21 protein-coding genes and 1 other annotated feature are annotated in these 19,373 nt (G+C 33.4%); of the genes, 15 read left to right on the top strand and 6 right to left on the bottom strand.

Going from position 1 to position 19,373, the window contains the following annotated elements:
• Positions 1–28 precede the first annotated feature (28 nt).
• Positions 29–589, top strand: coding sequence for a DUF4367 domain-containing protein (locus CN925_RS05915; protein ID WP_098845329.1), 561 nt, complete (start codon positions 29–31; stop codon positions 587–589).
• A gap of 165 nt (positions 590–754) precedes the next feature.
• Here the strand turns inward: CN925_RS05915 and CN925_RS05910 are convergent, their stop codons facing one another.
• The 6 genes from CN925_RS05910 to CN925_RS05890 form a co-directional block, all read right to left on the bottom strand.
• Positions 755–1,228, bottom strand: coding sequence for a DUF4362 domain-containing protein (locus CN925_RS05910; RefSeq protein ID WP_098845328.1), 474 nt, complete (start codon positions 1,226–1,228; stop codon positions 755–757).
• Positions 1,229–1,693: 465 nt separating this feature from the next.
• On the bottom strand, positions 1,694–2,140 hold the full coding sequence (locus CN925_RS05905) for a hypothetical protein (protein ID WP_098845327.1): 447 nt from the start codon (positions 2,138–2,140) through the stop codon (positions 1,694–1,696).
• A gap of 72 nt (positions 2,141–2,212) precedes the next feature.
• Positions 2,213–2,344: a hypothetical protein gene (locus tag CN925_RS21530; RefSeq protein ID WP_286138274.1), complete on the bottom strand. Its 132-nt coding sequence runs from the start codon at positions 2,342–2,344 to the stop codon at positions 2,213–2,215.
• A gap of 501 nt (positions 2,345–2,845) precedes the next feature.
• Positions 2,846–3,019 (bottom strand): ArdC-like ssDNA-binding domain-containing protein, encoded by a 174-nt coding sequence (locus tag CN925_RS05900; RefSeq protein ID WP_180232867.1) that lies wholly within the window; start codon positions 3,017–3,019, stop codon positions 2,846–2,848.
• Between the two features lie 395 nt (positions 3,020–3,414).
• The gene (locus CN925_RS05895; protein ID WP_098845326.1) at positions 3,415–4,146 is read right to left on the bottom strand and encodes a hypothetical protein; all 732 of its coding nucleotides are present in this window, start codon (positions 4,144–4,146) and stop codon (positions 3,415–3,417) included.
• Positions 4,147–4,211: 65 nt separating this feature from the next.
• Positions 4,212–4,457 carry a hypothetical protein gene (locus CN925_RS05890; RefSeq protein ID WP_098845325.1) on the bottom strand — a complete coding sequence of 82 codons (246 nt, stop codon included), beginning with the start codon at positions 4,455–4,457 and terminating at the stop codon, positions 4,212–4,214.
• 1,284 nt (positions 4,458–5,741) lie between these two features.
• Here CN925_RS05890 and CN925_RS05880 point away from each other — a divergent pair.
• The 14 genes from CN925_RS05880 to CN925_RS05815 all read left to right on the top strand — a co-directional run bounded on the left by CN925_RS05880 (position 5,742) and on the right by CN925_RS05815 (position 19,373).
• A complete protein-coding gene (locus tag CN925_RS05880) occupies positions 5,742–6,530 on the top strand; it encodes a hypothetical protein (RefSeq protein WP_098845323.1) in 789 nt (262 codons plus the stop codon).
• A gap of 473 nt (positions 6,531–7,003) precedes the next feature.
• On the top strand, positions 7,004–7,396 hold the full coding sequence (locus tag CN925_RS05875; protein WP_098845322.1) for a hypothetical protein: 393 nt from the start codon (positions 7,004–7,006) through the stop codon (positions 7,394–7,396).
• A 203-nt stretch (positions 7,397–7,599) separates the two neighbouring features.
• Positions 7,600–7,839 (top strand) — a binding site (T-box leader).
• Positions 7,840–7,890: 51 nt separating this feature from the next.
• Complete coding sequence (asnS, locus tag CN925_RS05870) at positions 7,891–9,282, top strand: asparagine--tRNA ligase (RefSeq protein WP_098845321.1); 1,392 nt, start codon at positions 7,891–7,893, stop codon at positions 9,280–9,282.
• A gap of 174 nt (positions 9,283–9,456) precedes the next feature.
• The gene (locus CN925_RS05865; RefSeq protein WP_098845320.1) at positions 9,457–9,711 is read left to right on the top strand and encodes a YqkE family protein; all 255 of its coding nucleotides are present in this window, start codon (positions 9,457–9,459) and stop codon (positions 9,709–9,711) included.
• 245 nt (positions 9,712–9,956) lie between these two features.
• Positions 9,957–11,456 carry a 4-hydroxyphenylacetate 3-hydroxylase family protein gene (locus CN925_RS05860; protein WP_098845319.1) on the top strand — a complete coding sequence of 500 codons (1,500 nt, stop codon included), beginning with the start codon at positions 9,957–9,959 and terminating at the stop codon, positions 11,454–11,456.
• 58 nt (positions 11,457–11,514) lie between these two features.
• Positions 11,515–12,261, top strand: coding sequence for an IclR family transcriptional regulator (locus tag CN925_RS05855; protein WP_098845318.1), 747 nt, complete (start codon positions 11,515–11,517; stop codon positions 12,259–12,261).
• A 54-nt stretch (positions 12,262–12,315) separates the two neighbouring features.
• On the top strand, positions 12,316–12,855 hold the full coding sequence (locus CN925_RS05850) for a 3-hydroxyanthranilate 3,4-dioxygenase (protein ID WP_098845317.1): 540 nt from the start codon (positions 12,316–12,318) through the stop codon (positions 12,853–12,855).
• Entirely contained in the window at positions 12,840–13,877 is a 1,038-nt protein-coding gene (locus CN925_RS05845) for an amidohydrolase family protein (RefSeq protein ID WP_180232866.1), read from the top strand. Before CN925_RS05850 ends, CN925_RS05845 begins: the two co-directional genes overlap by 16 nt.
• Positions 13,846–14,307: a RidA family protein gene (locus CN925_RS05840; protein WP_098845316.1), complete on the top strand. Its 462-nt coding sequence runs from the start codon at positions 13,846–13,848 to the stop codon at positions 14,305–14,307. The genes CN925_RS05845 and CN925_RS05840 overlap by 32 nt, the downstream gene beginning before the upstream one ends.
• Positions 14,308–14,362: 55 nt before the next feature.
• Positions 14,363–15,835 carry an aldehyde dehydrogenase gene (locus tag CN925_RS05835; protein ID WP_098845315.1) on the top strand — a complete coding sequence of 491 codons (1,473 nt, stop codon included), beginning with the start codon at positions 14,363–14,365 and terminating at the stop codon, positions 15,833–15,835.
• A 29-nt stretch (positions 15,836–15,864) separates the two neighbouring features.
• Entirely contained in the window at positions 15,865–16,641 is a 777-nt protein-coding gene (locus CN925_RS05830) for a 2-keto-4-pentenoate hydratase (RefSeq protein ID WP_483295169.1), read from the top strand.
• Between the two features lie 14 nt (positions 16,642–16,655).
• A complete protein-coding gene (locus CN925_RS05825; RefSeq protein WP_098845313.1) occupies positions 16,656–17,537 on the top strand; it encodes an acetaldehyde dehydrogenase (acetylating) in 882 nt (293 codons plus the stop codon).
• 30 nt (positions 17,538–17,567) lie between these two features.
• On the top strand, positions 17,568–18,587 hold the full coding sequence (gene dmpG, locus CN925_RS05820) for a 4-hydroxy-2-oxovalerate aldolase (protein WP_098845312.1): 1,020 nt from the start codon (positions 17,568–17,570) through the stop codon (positions 18,585–18,587).
• 15 nt (positions 18,588–18,602) lie between these two features.
• Positions 18,603–19,373 carry a 2-keto-4-pentenoate hydratase gene (locus CN925_RS05815; protein WP_098845311.1) on the top strand — a complete coding sequence of 257 codons (771 nt, stop codon included), beginning with the start codon at positions 18,603–18,605 and terminating at the stop codon, positions 19,371–19,373.

The following is a 19,373-nucleotide window of genomic DNA, read 5'->3' as shown; positions in this document are numbered from 1 at the left end:
TTAATTATTTAAATAAGGAGGTTTTCGGATGAAATTGAGAAATAAACTTATTATTATTGCAATTTCGGCAGGATTAATAGGCGGATTTGTAGTCAAAAACAAAAACAATACTGCTTTTGCTGAAAAAAACGTTATAGAAGGCACATCGATTACTACTGACAAAGAGTTATATAAAAAATTATCTCCTAATATTAAATTACCTAAAGTAGTTAAATTTAAAGAGAATGGAAGTAATACACCGGGAATTAATAAGAGAAGTGACTTTGTGGCGACTCTATTAGATGTTTTACCAACTGGAACTAGAGATTATAGACATCAATATAAAAGTGATGATGGTAAACAAAAAATTACATTTAATGTTATTAATAGACCAACTGAAGTAGATCTTGAAGGGGTACCTTACCAAAAAAAAATTATTTTATCAAATGGAGTAGAAGCTACATATGCATCGGACAATAGAATGCAAACTCTATCTTTCAATGATCCAAAAACCAATTTATTTTATTGTTTAATTGGCGAAAAAGTTGAAGGAGAATTTACATCTGAAGAGCTTTTAGAAATACTTAATTCTTTAGATGAACCTAAATAGGCGAAGCAATTGAAATTTATAATTTATTGTGTTATTGAATACAGTTAATAGTATTCATAAGAAAACAGTTGTTCAAAGTGAACAACTGTTTTCTTTATAGATTATTTATTTATTATCAAAAATTAGTATGAACGGCTAAGAATCGAACTATAACTTCACTCTATATTATTTAGGATATTTAAATAATAAAACAGTATCATGAATTTCGTTGCAACCATATAGTGAATAGTTGATATAACTTGAATCTTCAACTTTTTTAATACTCTTACATTGGGTATTTGAAAGCATTTCTCCATTATTACCCTTAATTTTAGAATGCGAATAGTCAATGTCATAATGAACACGATGTGGATCTGAATCCAGGTTTACCATTAAGTCAATGATAACTGGCTCACTTTTCTCATTATACTTTGTTAATCTTACCGAGCCACCCTTGTTACTATTATATTTATCGATAAAACTATTCATTTTCTTTACATTATAAATTTTATCTTTCATTTGAATAACATCGCCATTCTTTTTGGCTGTTTTAAAAGAATACTCTTTATCATTAATATCTTCATTAGATTCTTTTGAACAACTTGTAATTAATAACAAAAAAAATAAAGATACCGTGGAAAAATATGCCAATTTCTTCATAATATCCTCCTTTATATAAATATATTTCTATTTTTAAACTCTTATTACCTCTTAAGGTCTAGCATTTTTAGATTAAAAGGAGGGGGGAAAGAAGATATTCTAATAAAAAACTATAAGACTGTATTTATATTGAGAAATTACAAGAAGAAATAATTTTGCGAGACCAACATTTAGTGAATATTTTTTTGTTTACATAATGGACCTTATCGGCAAAGAAAAAAGGATCTTCAATTTAAGAAATGGTGGCAGTTTTGGAAATAGTATTAAAAACTAACAATTTTAACCATTGTTTCATAGATAACTTGCTATATAAAATTTGAAGTTAGTAAAACCCCAAATTTTAAGGCTTAAACACTTTATAAGACAATCGATTTAATTAAATATAAAAAAGAGCAACCATGGTGCAGGTATTGCTCTTTTTTTGTTCCTTTAAGGGAATAATTAGATTAGTGGTTGTTAAACAGTTTATTTCTTTTTTTGTTTAGATTCCCAATCTAGTCTTCTTTGTCTTTTATTTTCAATTTGTTCTTGGACAAATTCTCTCGCAGTTTTAATTCCTGGTTGTTCCAAGACATCGGTTGTAATAATATCGTTAATATTTTGATTAAACATCAATCCATTGAATAGTTCAATTATAATTTGTGTATTACGATCTGTATTATTTGTCCCTAATCGGATTCGTTTTAATTCTTCTCTTAAATTTTCATTAATTGAATCAGTTAGTGTCTTCATTACAGCTTCAGTTATATAATTTAGTGACCACTGTTCGTTTTTTAATCGTTTATATTCCATTACAATATAAGAAATTACGTCACCGTTGTTTCCAAAATGATGATCTTCTTTTATATCTTTTATAAACTCCATTACTTCTGGTGTAACAGATAATCGTAATCTTAATTTTTCTTCATTCATCTTTTATTCCTCCATTAAATCTTCAATTACATTTCGTAACTTTTTTACCTGAATCACCATGTTTTCCATTACCTAAATATTTTTGGTGATGATATATTGATAGCTGCTTTCAAGTTCATCTATTTCTGGAGTAACAGCAATCTTTGCCATTTCATCAAATTTTTTTACAATCACTGGATCTAATCCTCTAATTTTTATTTCCATATGTATCACACCTTTTGTAGAAATTTAAAATCATGGCCATACACCAAAACCTGTGAGAAAGAGCATAAGGAAAAACTGCCCCCAACTAGGTTGTGGGACTAGGCAAAGCCTAGTGTTTTTATGGGTACTGGAAAAAAGTAAAAAAGTCCTCTTTGTGTCCTCTTATATTATAATAAATGTCCGTTTTACGTCCAATATATTTTGACGAACTCCATCAAAATATATAGTGTTCTTAGAAGAAAAAACCTTGAGTGTTGCTCCAACTTAAAAGGGGAATATTTCTTTAATTCATATAAAAAAAGGAGGATTGTGTCCTCTTTTTTTTACTTATATTTCTATCGGTCCTTTTTTGTTAGATTTATTTATTTCTAATTTACATAAGTACGCTTATCGGTAATAAAAAAAGTTCTTCGATTGAAGAACTTTTTCTCTTTTCCTTATCAATTATGGTTTATAACCATACGCCTTTTTATCAGATGATCTTAGAATTAATTTTTTTGATTAATCTACCCCAATAATAAAGTACTCACCCGGCTCCAATAACATCATGTTAATTCTACGATACGGCTTCTGAGTTTTCCAAGATACTGCCCCACCATTTCTCCACGGAATAGTCCCTGCTTCTAGCTTTTCTGTTATTTTATCCGTCACAATCTCATAAATATTTTTACTCATCCTAATCAGCCTCCATCATGATTTTCTCTTGGGTAGTCATCCCAATTGAATTATTAATATTAACATTAAAATTAATGTTAGGTATTAACTTAACTTTATCCTACTACATACATACCTACCTATAATCAATGGTTTAACCCTGGTAATTAAAGGCACGGAAATATCGTCACCTCATACTGAAAGTGAGTAAGGTATAGATAGGACTAACTCTTTTTGGATGCTTCTAATCAGGTCATACAAACCTCTTTTCAACAAAAAAAAGGCTCAAATTGAGCCCTTTTTGGTAATTAAAACTATGGAAGGAACGGAATTCCAATTTTTTAGCCTCCGGAATTTCTGCGGATCTAAAAAAAGCTACGACCCTTTAATAGAGTCATAGCTTTTGTATCTATAAATCAAGAAAAATGGTACTTTTTAGTGAAGTGCTCGTGGTATCTAAAGCCAACTGGTACACCAAATATACTAGCTTGACATATACGGTCTCCATATATAGTTGCTTTAACTCCCCTATTTGAGTCATAAAAACTTGTTACTTTATCAGTTTGTTGCCAAGATGAAATAGAAAGAATATCTGTATCTCCCGATTTAACACCATTTATTTTCGTGAATTTTTTAGTTGAACCAGATCCAGTATAAGAATAATTGATATCCATATACATTTTCCACGGTAATAGAGTTTCTTCTATCGGGTCCATCCAAAAACCAAAATCATCTCTTGGATGCCATACAATTTCTTTTATTGCTACTTTATCTCCTTCACCAATAATATTTGGGTATACCGAAACCGTTCCTGGAGCCTCTGCTTCTGTTATAATGTTTTCCGGTTCAAACTCCATAGCTGATTCGTAAGAATGAACATCCGTTTGGAACTGATCCATCGTTTGTTTGAATTCTTCAAAACTACCAAACTCAACAACAGGTGCATCCGGTGGTAAATTGGCCAATTCATCATCTGTTGCATAACTTAGAAAATCTGGATTTTCAGCGAAATAATCAGATACTTGCTGTTGAATTTCCTCTTGTGTTGTTGTAGGGTTAACCTCAGCTGCGAAAGTTTTTGAAGTCATAGGACCGACTGCAACTAATCCTGCTAACAATGCCACGGATAATTTCTGCTTCAATTTCATAATAATTTTACTCTCCTTATCCTAATCTAATTTTTCTATGTATAATTCCTTATACCCACAATTAACTAAGCGTTTCTTCTTGCTACTAAGATTTTAAAGATTTTAAAGATTATATATAATCCCAAATAAAACGTTAAGAAATTAAAAATAACATTTTGTAATAAACCTGTATGATGCCCTGTCTCTGTATATCCAAAAACTGGATTCGGTTTCCCAAACCAATGATAATATGGTAATTCTTTAGGGTTTGTCGGGATGAAAGCAGTTACGATTGTTATTGCCAAGCTAATTAACGGCAGAAGTTTTTTCATGAATTCACCTCGGAATCTTAATAAATACTAATTTAATACTAATTTGATTATATGGATTATTTAACCAATACCACATAACTTTATTTTAAGTCTGTCAGATTTTTTTGTAAATTGGGGTAATTCGTACAATTTCCCAAAAAAATAAAAAAAAGGCTCATAAAGAGCCCTTGATTATCTATTCTAATGCACTATTTGTAAAAGCATTTACATCATAATGGTCATATCCTTCTTGGTACATATTAACTGTAATCTTGAACGTTTGCCCTGCTTTTACATCCGTGATGTTCTAAAATTCGTATTCAATTTTGTCCCCTTTTTATCGCAAGCATTTAAGCTCAATTCGATATAATCAAAATCAATCTCACTATCATGCTTGAACGTATAAGTAATATTTGTTCCTGTAAACCATCTGTCATGATCTTCGGCTTTGGTGCATTTTTCATCATATCAGCTCATATACAAATCTAGTTTACATAAATACGCTTCTCGGTAATAGGCCTAGTCACAGGGTTCGTGCTATAGACCGCAAAGTAAAGTAGTCAAGAGTACGTTAAAGTTGTAGTAAAGGTATTTGGTAATACTTTTGGCCATAACTTTTGGTAATTATAGAATTCAATGGCAATCATTCAAGCGAAAAATGGACAGAGTAGTTACAAAAACAGTGGTTTTTGGTAACTATCATTAAGCAATCTTTAGATAAATGATTTGTATTAACACTTTTGTAGCCAGATACTTTGCGGTTTATGACAGTAACCCTGTGACTAGGCCTAAATGGATCATCATGGATGATTCTTGCGTTTATTGGTATTTTCATTGGATCATTTGTACATAAAAAAATATTTACAACAATAAAAAAAAGGATATTAATATAAATGTTAATATCCTTTTTATATTGCTAATTTAATTAACTCATATGTATCTGAAAACCGGATTATTATATTCCTGAAGCCCTTATATTTGTAGCTTATTTGTTTTTAACGTTCTTGTTATCATATCTCATTTTCATAATATAAAGTAATGTAGCAATTACTAGAGTTACAATTGATATAATTGTTTCTATTTTTTTATTATCTAAAGTTATATAAATTATATTTACGATGATAATTAAAAAAAAGAAAATAGTTCTATACTTTTGAACGATAATTCCCATAAAAACAACTCCTTTAATATTTAAAATTATATAATTATATTTTAATAAATTTATAATAAAAATGTAATAAAATATTTAGAAAATTTAAAATAAGTGGTAAAATATGGTTATATTACAGAAAAGGTGGTTATTTTGTGCGTTTATGGTCAAAGTATTTAGCAGTAATAATTTCTTTTGCTATTGTAATTTCTTTCAGTTTTGAAAACTGGGCTAAGGCTGACGAGATTGAAGAGGATCCTATTGTTTCTGACTATATTAGTGACGAGGAATTTTTAACTGACACTAATATAGATGAACAACTTAACGAAAGTATACCAATGTTAGACGTAATTGAAAATATGCCTGATGATGTGATTGCCAATGGACCTCAAGCTATATTTAATTATATGAGATATAATACACCTGGGATACCTGCGGGTTCTTATCAATACATAGATAGTGGTGACGAGGTATATTTTCAAATTTCTAAGCCTAGATCATCATTTGCACTTCCAGGGCAGAATAATGATGTAATGCCTCCATATTATCCTAATTTTAATACAGGAGAATGTATAGTAGCCATCGGAATAGCATTATTAGGTGGAGCCATTCCTATTTCAAAGATACTAAAAATAAAATCTGCTTTAAAAACAGTAGGTGGCGCAACTAAACTGGTATCAAAGCTAAGTAGTGAATACAAGAGATTTAAAGCTTTGGGGTATACTCGTAAAACAGCTTTTAAAAAAGGTTGGGAATCAGCAATCAGCAATCATGGAGCTGAGGTAAAGCAAGCATTATGGACTCTTTTTAACATAGGAGATATTTATTATAATTGTGTTGGGAGGCCAGCTCCAGAAAGTAGTACTGAACAAGTGAGTTCTGTTCAGAACAAAAATTATTTTATAAATAGTGAATACAAATCTAATTTACATAAAGCTTCTTAAAACAGAAATTATAAGAAGACCTATCTCTTAGTACATAAGATATAGGTCTTTTCGTTTTTTTTCAATATACAGTGGTGTAACACCGTTTTAATTTCCAAATGCATATTATATGCATTTCTAGTTTACATAAAGATTCTTAACGGAAGTAACCAAAAAGCCAATCCCTTGTGCTGCAAGGGATTGGTTTTTTGGTTTTTTCTCATGATATACAGCTTTTTATACATTCTTGATATAAATGGGATGTAGGAGGATCTACTTTTATTGTATTCTCTTATTTTTGAATAAAACACTGCATAGTATTTTACTTGAAATTTTGTGTTCATAAGGAAGCATAAATGCGAGTAGAAAGTAACAAACAAAAAAACGATACATAGAATAGTAATATACTTTGGACAATCATTCATTTTACTAACTGTGTTTCTTTGTCTATTTGTTTTTGTAATAGATATTAAATTATTACAAGGGGAATTGATATGGGCGTCGAATTTTTTTCACTATCGCCAACAGCTTTTCAAGTGTTGAAATCAGGAGAATCGCATCCTAAAAAAGTAATGAGAATTGTGTATGGACAAGCCACATCTGATGTAAATGGTGTAGCAACACTTTATTTTACAGACGATGGGTTAGCAACTGGTAATCCTTTGTTAACAGCAATCGACTATGCAGTGGCAAGTGTATATTCTACGAACGCTAATATAAATGCAAGACCGAGAGTGCAAATGCGAGAGAAGAATGTTGCTGGAAAATATGTATCTGCTAATGTAACGAATATTACTGGTGTAACAGTTCTAGGAATTAATGTATTAGGTTCGGAAAATCCCGTTAGTGGAGTTCTTGTAGATTTTATGATCTTAGGTAGTTTTTAGTAGTTAAGTAGTTACAAAAAATAATCGATTAATTAGTCGATTATTTTTTTATTTGCACTTGTTAGGAATGCGTTTGCAGTGGAAAAGTGGGGAATGTTTGTGTATCATATAAATTCAAATGAATATATTTATCGGGACAACTAGACAAAAGATTATGATTTATGATAAATTATACAAGAAAAATTCCTTTAAAAACTACATATTTTAAATCGATGAAAAGGAAAGTAGTTTTTGCTATATTCGATAGCGAGCTAGGGACGGTGGAAGCCTAGTGATGAAGCATAAATGAAGAACACCTTTGAGTTCTAACCGAAAGGGATCTCTTAAGTAGGCTTAGACGTTACCAGCACGTTATGAACTGGGTTAAGCGATGTTAGCTTTAAAGTTGGTCATATTTTTGACAATTTGGGTGGTACCGCGGAAGTTAGTCTTTCGTCCCTTTTATAGGGATAGAAGGCTTTTTTTATTGGAAAATTAACATAAGGAGGCTAATTATGATAAAGACTGTAGTAAAAGATTTATACAGAAATCAAGAAAATTTTAAGGACAAAACAGTTCAAATTTCAGGATGGATTCGTACTTTACGTGATTCTAAAACAATTGGTTTTATGGAGTTAAACGACGGTACATTCTTTAAGAGTGTACAAATAGTATTTGAGGACAATCTTGATAACTTCAAAGAGATTACAAAATTACCGATTAGCTCTACTGTTTTAATAGAAGGTGAATTTATTCCAACTCCGGAAATGAAACAACCTTTTGAAATTAAAGCGACTAAAATAGTTGTTGAAGGATTATCAGATGCAGATTTTCCATTACAAAAAAAGAGACATTCGCTTGAATATCTGAGAACAATTGCTCATTTACGTCCAAGAACGAATGCTTACTCAGCAGTTTTCAGAGTAAGATCTCTTGCATCATATGCTATTCATAAATTCTTCCAAGAAAAAGGTTTTGTCTATGTACATACGCCGATTATTACGGGAAGTGACACAGAAGGCGCAGGAGAAATGTTCCGTGTAACAACAATGGATTTAAACCAACTTCCAAAAACTCAAGACGGAAAAGTTGATGAAAGTGCAGATTTCTTCGGTAAAGAATCTAACTTAACGGTAAGTGGTCAATTAAATGGAGAAGCTTACGCACTTGCGTTCCGTAATGTGTATACATTTGGTCCAACATTTAGAGCAGAAAATTCAAATACTGCACGTCATGCCGCTGAATTCTGGATGGTCGAGCCAGAAGTTGCCTTTGCAGAATTACCGGATATCATGGACCTGGGTGAAGATATGATCAAATATGTCATTAATTACATATTTGAACAAGCACCTGAAGAAATGGAATTCTTTAATAGCTTTATTGATAAAACGCTTATTGACAGATTAAAGAATGCATTAGAATCTGACTTTGGTCGAGTTACTTATACTGAAGCTGTTGAATTATTACAGAACTCAGGTAAGAAGTTTGAATACCCAGTTGAATGGGGAACAGATTTACAAACTGAACATGAACGTTACTTAAGTGAGGAAATTTACAAGCGTCCTGTATACGTAACTGACTATCCGAAAGAAATTAAAGCATTTTATATGAGAGCAAATGAGGATGGCAAGACAGTTGCTGCGACAGACTTACTAGTGCCTGGTATTGGCGAGTTAATCGGAGGAAGTCAACGTGAAGAAAGAGAAGACGTCCTTGTGGAGCGAATCAAAGAACTTGGTATGAATGAAGAAGATTACTGGTGGTATTTAGAGCTTAGAAAATACGGCGGTACAAAACATTCAGGCTATGGAATTGGATTTGAACGACTTGTTATGTATTTAACAGGAATGAAAAACATCCGTGATGTAATCCCATTCCCACGTACTCCAGGAAATGCAGATTTTTAATATAAAAAAACAATAGGATGCCCCTAAGCATCCTATTGTTTTTTTATGAGGACAAAATAGATTTTAACATTTGAAAAAAGAGAAATAGTAGCTTTATAATATAAGCAAGAATGAAGTAATTCTCTTTCTACTAGTAATTAATGATAGAATAATGGAAATCGAAGGTGATATAAAATGAAAAAAAGAAAACCACAGCAGCCTGTAAAACCGTCGTACGAACAAAAAGAAAAAATATCATTAGGCTCATTAATGAATGAAGATATTCTTCAAAAATTAAAAAATACAAAAAAACAATTGCAAGAAAATGAAACGAAGCTAAAAGAGGAAGAAGAAGCACGTATTCGTGAAGAAAAAAGATTACGTGAGAAAAATAAATCATTTGAAGAGTTACTTAACGAGAGTAATATCTCTTGGAAGGACTTTAAATAAGACGCTAATGGTGTCTTATTTTTTTTATGTGAAAAATTTAAGAAATTTCACATTGTGAAATTATTTGATTGTTCAAAATTTTATAATTTTTTATAGTGAAATTAGGTTAAATAAAAGGTAGTAGGTGGTGTAAATCATTTAAGATCGTGAAATTGCCCTTTTTGAAAGCGCTTTAAAAATTTTCCGGATTCGATTTAAAAGCAAATGTTCAAAATATTACATATCGAAAGTGGAGGAATGATGAAATGGGTATTCGTACAGGAGCGCAATATATTGATGGACTAAAATCTAGAAAGCCAGAGGTATGGCTAGGTGGAGAAAAGGTAGAAGATATCGTAAACCATCCAGTTTTCAAGCAACCGATTCTAGAGATTGCAAAATTATATGATATGCAGTTCGATCCAGCTTATCAAGACAAAATCACACATATTTGTGAAGAAACTGGTGAGCGAGTTTCGAATGCGTTTTTAGTGCCAAAGTCAGCTGAAGATATTAAAAAACGTGGAGATTTGTTCGAGGCATATGCAAAATCAACATTTGGTTTAATGGGAAGAACACCGGATTTCTTGAACATTGTCCTAACTTCTATGGCAAGTAATTCATGGTTTTTAGATAAATATAATCCAGAGTGGTCAAAAAATGTCCAAAATTATTTCAAATTTGTTCGTGATAACGATATCTTCTTAACGCATGCAATTATTAACCCACAAAATGATCGCAGTAAGCCATCTTATGAACAAAAAGATTTATTTACTCATTTAGGTGCAGTTGAAGAAACGGTTGATGGATTAGTCGTTCGAGGGGCTAAAATGCTTGCAACTTTAGCACCAATTACAGATGAGGTTATTATCTATTCATTCCCTGGATTCCACGAAGGTGATGAGCGATATGCTTTAGCATTTGCACTGCCAATTGACACGCCGGGATTGAAAATTTTATGTAGAGAACAGATGCAAGATGGTAAAAGATCATTTTTTGATCATCCATTAGCATCTAGATTCGAAGAAATGGATGCTGTTCTTGTATTTGAGGATGTGTTAGTTCCTTGGAATCGTGTATTTATTCATAATAATGTTGAAGCTGCAAATAATCTATATCCCAAAACAGGTATTGCCCAACAGCCTGCTCACCAGTCTGGGGTAAGAGGATACATAAAATTAGCTTTTGCAGTAGAGGTAGCCTGCAAGTTAGCTGATTCAATTGGAGTAGATGTTTATTTAAATGTCCAAAATGACTTAGGGGAATTACTACAATCAGTGGAAACAATTCGAGCTTTACTTCGAGTTTCTGAAACAGAATATGAGACATTACCTTCAGGTGAAGTAAGACCGGCTTGGGAACCACTTGAGACAATTCGTGGCTTACTTCCAACAATGTATCCAAGGGCAATTGAAGTGATTCAAACAATTGGTGCAGGTGGCTTGTTAATGTCACCAACAGAAGCAGACTTTGAACATCCTGAGCTAAGAGATGCTATGGATAAGTACTATGTTGGACGTGAAGGTGTATCCTCATTAGACCGAGTACAATTGTTCAAACTTGCATGGGATTTATGTGGAGAGGCATTTGGACAAAGAGCACTTCAATATGAAAGATATTATACTGGTGACCCAATCCGAAAAAGAGCAATTTACTATAACCAAATGAAACGTAAGAAAACGTTTAGTATGGTGGACGATGCATTAGACGGAGCAAAAAACTTAAAAGGAGTATCGACTAATCTAGCGAATTCTAAAGTTAACTGATTAATTTTAGAAAGCAGGGATTTTATGAAATTTTTTAGCATCAAAGAGGAGGGATCTAATGATCTCTTCAGTTCAAAAGATTTCTAGAATATTAGATTGCTTTACAGAAGAAGAACCAGTCCTAGGAAATTTAGAAATTGCCGAAAAATTAAATATGAATGCAAGCTCGGTCCACCATTTAGTGCGAACCCTTTGTACTGAAGGAATTTTAATTCAAGATAGTAAGAAAAAGTATCGACTTGGTTGGAAGTTGCTTGAATGGAGTAATCACGTTATGTATCAGCAAGACATATATAGCGAAGCCATTCCATTATTAGAAAATCTACTAAAAAATTATGATAGTACCGTTCATATTGGAATGTTTGATAAAGGAGACGTAAGATTCGTCTTAAAAGTTTCCTCTAAACATTCGATCCCTGTCCCGACATTTATTGGGGCTAAGCGACCTGCATATTGTACGAGCACTGGTAAAATCCTACTATCATATAATCCAGCTTATTTAAAAACAACGATTGAAAAAGGATTTAAAGCTTATACACCAAATACAATTACGAATATTGATGCATTAAAAAAAGAAATGGCTGCCATTAAAGAGAATGGTTATAGCATTAGTAACAATGAGAATGATCTAGGATTATTTGGAATTGCAGCTCCAATTCAAACCTATACTGGCCAAACTTTTGCGGCATTAAATATGGTTGGACCAGTTTCGTATATGATGAGCCAAGACATAAGTCGAATGATTCAGGATGTTGTGAAAACTGCTAAAACAGTCTCAAATCAGCTTGGTTATATTAATGCATAATGATAGCGCTTACTTGAGAGTTCGAGTAAAAATGAATTAATTGGAGGATAAAAGATGAATCTTAAAAGTCGAGTTTTTAATATTTTCAAATTGATTGAGGATAATAAAGAGCTATTAAAACCACCAGTTAATAATAAAGTTATTTGGGAAGATTCAGAGTATGCTGCAATGATCATAGGGGGACCAAATAAACGTAGGGACTTCCATATCGATCCTGCAGATGAATTTTTCTATCAAATTAAAGGCAATTGCTATGTTGAGTGTATTACGCCAGATGGTAAGCGCGAAGTTGTAACAGTTTCTGAAGGGGAAATTTTTATGCTTCCTTCTTTTGTTCCACATTCACCTCATAGAGTAAAAGATTCATATGGAATTGTGCTTGAACGAAAAAGAGCAGAAGGTGAATTAGAAAGCTTTGTTTGGTTCTGTGATGAGTGTAATGAAGAAATGCATAAAAAGACAGTTCAATTAACGGATATCGGTACGCAAGTAAAAGAAGCGATTGAACAATTCAATGCTAGCCTTGAATTAAGAACATGTAAAAACTGTGGTCACATTATGAAAGAGGAAGCGGATGAATGGGTATGCGTATAGACTTTCACACACACATAATTCCTGAGGATTTACCGAATTTTTTTGAGAAATATGGTCATGAAAGATGGCCGGTTCTACAACCTACATGTTCATGCGGTGCCAATATAATGGTTGCTGGAAAAGTTTTTAGGGAAGTAAGGGATCAAGTTTGGAGTCCAAAAAAGAGAATTGAGGACATGAATAATGAAGATGTAACAATGCAAGTGCTCTCGCCAATTCCAGTTACATTTTCGTATTGGGCACCAGTTAATGCTGCATTGGAAATGGCGCAAATTCAAAATGATTTTATTGCAAATACTGTTAAAAAGAATCCTTCTAAGTTTATTGGGTTAGGGACAGTACCAATGCAGAACGTAGAAATAGCTATTCAAGAAATGGATCGTTGTATTCATACACTTGGATTAAGTGGACTGGAAATTGGTACAAATGTCAATGGAACAAATTTAGACAGTGATGAATTCAGTCCTTTTTTTGAAATGGCTGAAAAATGGAATGTCCCATTGTTTATTCATCCTTGGGAAACATTAGCGAAGGATCGTACGCCGGATCATAACTTTATGTACACGGTTGGAATGCCAAGTGAAACAGCTTTAGCTGCTGCTAGCTTAACATTTGGTGGAGTAATTGAAAAATACCCAAAATTAAAGATTTGTTTTGCACATGGCGGAGGATCATTCCCATTTATTCTACCTAGATTAGATCAAGGATGGAAGGTATGGCCACATTTGCGGAAAACTGCCTATCCACCAAGTCATTATGTAAGTAATTTTTATTTTGATTCTCTTCACTACGATCCTATTAATATTCAATTTTTAATTAACCGATTTGGTTATGACAAAATTGTGATGGGCTCGGATTATCCATTCTTATTAAGAGAAACGCCACCTGGAAGAGTGATTAATCAAATGGATATTAATAAAGAAATGAAAGAAGCGATTTTAGGAAGAAATGCGCTGAAATTTTTAAACATTAAGGAGGCAGATTTACTTCATGGAAAACAAAGTATTGACTCCAGAAGATAGATTAATAAGTTTAGGTTATGCCCTTAAACCAATAAGACCGGCTTCAGGTAATTATGTAAAATCTGTTCGTACAGGGAATCTATTATTTACATCTGGTCAAGGTGTAGATGAATACCATGGAAAAGTTGGACGAGAGTTGACGCTCGAAGAAGGGTATGCAGCTTCTAGAGAGTCAATGTTAAATTTAATTAGTATATTAAAGTACGAATTAGGTGAACTTTCGAAAGTAAAACGAATTGTAAAAATATTAGGATTTGTAAATAGTACAGAAGATTTCTATGATCATCCAAAAGTGATGAATGGTGCTTCTGACCTTTTAGTAGAAGTGTTTGGAGAAAGAGGAAAACATGCTAGGTCAGCTGTTGGGATGGCACAGCTTCCACATAATACAGCGATCGAAATTGAAATGGTTGTAGAAATAGAGGATTAAAAATTTGGTGACACTCGTGTCACCTTTTATTCTATTAGAATGGTAGGTGCCTATTATGCAAGTTACAGAGAAGAAAAATAAAACATTACCGATCGATTGTAAGCACTTTATTGATGGACGATATATCCCTTCTTTTAATCAAAAAACGTTTTTTAATATCAATCCTGCTACTGAAGAAGTGTTAGGTTCTGTTTCTGAAGGTGGAAAATTAGAAATTGATCTAGCAGTAAAAGCAGCAAAACGAGCGCTAAAAGGTGAGTGGAAACAATTTACTAGCAATCAAAGAGCAGCGGTATTACGAAAAATCGGCGACGGAATCTTAGCTCGTAAAGAAGAATTAGCGGCATTAGAGGCAATGGATACCGGAAAGCCGTATGATCTTGCTTTAGAAGTTGATATTACTAGATCGGCTCACAATTTTTATTTTTTTGCTGATTATATTACAACATTAAGCTCAGAATCTCATATGCAAGATCAAACTGCCTTACATTATACATATCGTAGGCCTGTTGGTGTCGTTGGGATGATTAACCCATGGAATCTACCTTTATTACTATTAACATGGAAGCTAGCACCTTGTTTAGCAGCAGGAAATACAGCGGTTATGAAGCCAGCAGAATGGACACCAATGACAGCTACAGTGTTAGCTGAAATTTGTAAAGATGCAGGCGTACCTGATGGGGTTGTGAATGTTGTTCACGGATTTGGAGCAAATGCGGCAGGGTCAGCTTTAACAGAGCATAGCGATGTTGATGCGATCACATTTACTGGCGAAACAAAAACAGGTTCAGCAATTATGAAGGCGGCAGCTCCAACATTAAAAAAATTATCGTTTGAGCTTGGGGGAAAAAATCCAAACATTATCTTTGCTGATTCTAATTTAGAAGAAGTGATTGAAACAACTTTAAAATCATCTTTTATGAATCAGGGAGAAGTTTGTTTATGTGGATCTAGAATTTACGTTCAAAGATCAATCTTTGATGAATTTATTGAAAAATTTGTTGCGAAAACAAAGGAATTAAAAATTGGTGATCCATTTGAAGAAGGTACAAAAGTCGGAGCGGTAATTAGTAAAGAACATTACGAAAAAGTATTATCTTATATCGAGATGGCAAAAGAAGAAGGCGGAACGATTTTAACGGGTGGCAGTAGACCTCATGCAATCGAAAAAGGATGCTTTATTACACCGACAATCATTACTGGGCTAAGTCGTGATTCTAGATGTGTTAAAGAAGAAATATTTGGTCCAGTCGTGACTGTTATGCCATTTGATTCGGAAGAAGAAGTCATCGAATGGGCAAATGACACTCATTATGGTTTAGGAGCAACGATTTGGACAAATGATTTACGTAGAGCCCACCGTGTTGCTCATCAAATTGAGGCTGGAATCATTTGGGTAAACACTTGGTATTTAAGAGATTTACGTACACCATTTGGAGGGATGAAGCAAAGCGGTTTAGGTCGTGAAGGTGGAATTCATAGCTTTGAGTTTTATAGTGAATTATCGAATATCACGATTAAATTATAAAAATAAAAGGGAGGGGATAGAAAGTGAAGATTACTAGTGTAGATGAGCTAACAATTTTGCTGCAAGAAGCAGAAGAGAGTGGAGTTAGTATAAAAGCATTAACCGAGGTTTATCCTGGATTAACTGAAAAAGAAGCCTATCAAATTCAATTAACAAATGTCGAAGAAAAATTGAAAAAAGGGCAGAAAATTATCGGAAAAAAAATTGGATTAACTTCGATTGCCATGCAAGAGTTATTAGGGGTAGATGAACCAGATTACGGTCATTTACTAACAGATATGAAAATTCCTAATTTCGGTGAAGTACAAGTTGCCAATATGATTTTACCAAAAGTAGAAGCTGAAATTGCATTTGTCTTAAAAAAGGATTTAATCGGTCCAAATATTACATTTGAGGATGTCATTAATGCCACAGATTATATTGTGCCTGCAATAGAAGTAGTTGATAGTAGAATCGAAAATTGGAAAATTCGATTAGAGGATACAGTAGCCGATAACGCTTCATCATGCTTATTTGTACTTGGCAATGAGCGTTTCGATGTAGGGGAAATTGACTTGCCAAATGTTACGATGGAATTATATCGTAACGGAGAATTGATGAATTCAGGTAAGGGAGAAGCGGTGTTAGGAAACCCAATACATTGTGTAGCATGGTTAGCCAATAAATTAAGTGAATTTGGAATCTCGCTAAATGCAGGAGAAATTATTTTATCAGGAGCTTTATCGGCTGCAATTAATGCAAATGCTGGAGACTTATTTACTGCGAAGTTTCCATTATTAGGGGAAGTTTCGATTTCATTCAACTAAATGAGGTGGTAATGATGAATAAATTAAAAGTCGGAATCATTGGCTCAGGGAATATTGGAACAGATTTAATGATGAAATTACAGAATAATCCATTTCTAGAATTAACAACGATGATCGGCATTGATCCAGAATCTGACGGGTTAAACCGTGCAAAGGAATTAGGAATTGAAGTAATCGATAATGGTATTCAAGGATTCATAGAACGAAGTGAATTGGCTGATTTATTGTTTGATGCAACTTCTGCAAAAGCGCATTTTCATCATGCAAAAGTACTTGGCGAATTAAAGAAACGCGTGATCGATTTAACTCCAGCGGCAATTGGGCCATTTGTCGTACCACCTGTAAATTTAGGTTCACATATTATCGAAAGCAATGTCAATTTAATAACATGTGGCGGGCAAGCAACGATTCCAATCGTTCATGCGGTTGGTCAAATTGCAGAAGTTGAGTATGCAGAAATTGTTGCAACAATCAGTTCAAAAAGTGCTGGTCCTGGTACACGTGCTAATATCGATGAGTTTACTGTAACAACGGCCAGAGGACTTGAAGAAATTGGTGGAGCTAAAAAAGGAAAAGCGATCATTATTTTAAATCCAGCAGAACCGCCAATTATGATGAGAGATACAGTGTATTGTAAAGTTACGAATAAAGATTTTAACCATGAAAGCATGATTCATTCCATTAAACAAATGGTGAAAAAGGTTCAAGCGTATGTTCCAGGATACCGCTTAAGAATGGATCCAATCATAGATGGTTCAACTGTAACTGTTTATTTAGAAGTTCAAGGATCTGGAGACTACTTACCTAGCTATGCAGGAAACTTAGATATTATGACTGCATCAGCAGTAAAAGTAGCAGAAGAGATTGCACAATATGAAGTTGTAAAAACCGTTTAAAAAAGTGCCTAAAGAAAGTGAGGGAGTGCAATGTTTAAAAAAGAAATCATAGTAACTGAAGTAGCACTTCGCGATGGAAGTCATGCAATTGCTCATTCGTATACAGTAGATCAAGTTGTTCGAATTGCTAAAGCTCTTGATGATGCAAAAATGCCTTTTATTGAAGTATCACATGGAGATGGTTTAGGTGGTTCTTCACTACAATATGGTTTATCAACAACAAATGAATTTGAATTAATTGAAGCAGCGGTTAATTCTTGCCATCATTCAAAGATTGCCGTCTTACTAATACCTGGTATTGGAACAGTAAAAGAATTAAAAACGGCAGCAAAAATCGGAGCGAAAATGGCTCGTATAGCTACCCATGTTACGGAAGCTGATGTTTCGAAACAACATATTTCGATGTCTAAAGAGCTTGGATTAGAAACAGTCGGATTTTTAATGATGTCCCATATGGCACCAGTTGAAAAATTAGTAGAACAAGCTAAATTAATGGAAAGCTATGGTGCTGATGTCGTATATATGGTTGACTCTGCAGGAGCGTTTCTACCACATGAAGTAAAAGAACGTATTGCTGCTTTACGAGGGTCTATTGCTATTGAAGTTGGTTTCCATGCCCATAATAATCTTTCACTAGCGATGGCAAATACACTAGTAGCAATTGAAGAAGGAGCTACTAGAATTGATGGAAGTGTACGATGCTTAGGGGCAGGAGCGGGAAATACCCAAACTGAAGTGTTAATTGGTGTATTAGAGCGATTAGGAATCAAGACAGGAATTGATTTCTATAAGATGATGGACTTAGCAGAGGGAATTGTTGCACCAATTCTTCAAACACCACAAGAAATTACGAAAGGTAGTCTAATATTAGGCTATGCAGGAGTGTATTCTAGTTTTCTATTACATGCTAATCGAGCAGCTAAAAAATGGAATGTTGATTCAAGAGATATCTTAATAGAATTAGGAAAACAAAAAGTTGTTGGTGGGCAAGAGGATATGATCCAAGAAGTTGCTTGTATGTTAGCAAATAAAAAATTGACTGTTTTTTGAGAGGAGACGAGTTTTATGATAACTGAAATCGCGAATAAAATATATATGCACCAAAAAAACGGTCTAGAAATGGATAAGATTACGATCGAACATCCTGAATTAAACGTAAACAATGCTTATGAAATTCAAAAATTAAGCATTGATAATGCGATTAAAAATGGTGATCCATTAATTGGTTGGAAAATGGGACTAACAAGTATTGCGAAACAAAAATCTGTTAATGTTGATGAGCCGATTTATGGACGCTTAACAAAATCGATGGAATTAAAAAAAAATGAATTGAAGATGGAAGGTTCAATCCATCCAAGAGTTGAGCCAGAAATTGCATTTATGATTAAAAAGCCATTATTTGGACATGATGTAACAGCAAAAGATGTGTGGGAAGCAACGGAGTATATTGTACCTGCATTAGAAGTAATCGATAGTCGATATAAAAATTTCTCATTTACACTGACAGATGTAGTAGCAGATAATGCATCTTCATCAAAATTTATTATTGGTAAGCAACAATATTCACCTACATATACTTCATGGGACGAAATTAACGTTGAATTATATAAAAATGGAGTTAAAGTACAAAGTGGTATCAGTTCTGATGTACTAGATCATCCTGTAGAATCTGTCGTAAAGCTAGTGCAGATGCTAAGTAAAAACGGTGAACAAATTGAACCAGGAATGATTATTTTAACGGGTGGTATTACAGAAGCAATCCACGTCAAAGAGGGCGATATTGTAGAAGCACGTTTTGATGGAATCGAGACAATGTCACTACAAGTAACGAGGTAG

It is taken from the genome of Bacillus sp. AFS055030 (genome assembly GCF_002574545.1).
In the GTDB taxonomy this organism is placed as follows: Bacteria; Bacillota; Bacilli; order Bacillales; family Bacillaceae_G; genus Gottfriedia.
This window is presented reverse-complemented; position numbering and strand designations above follow the sequence as displayed.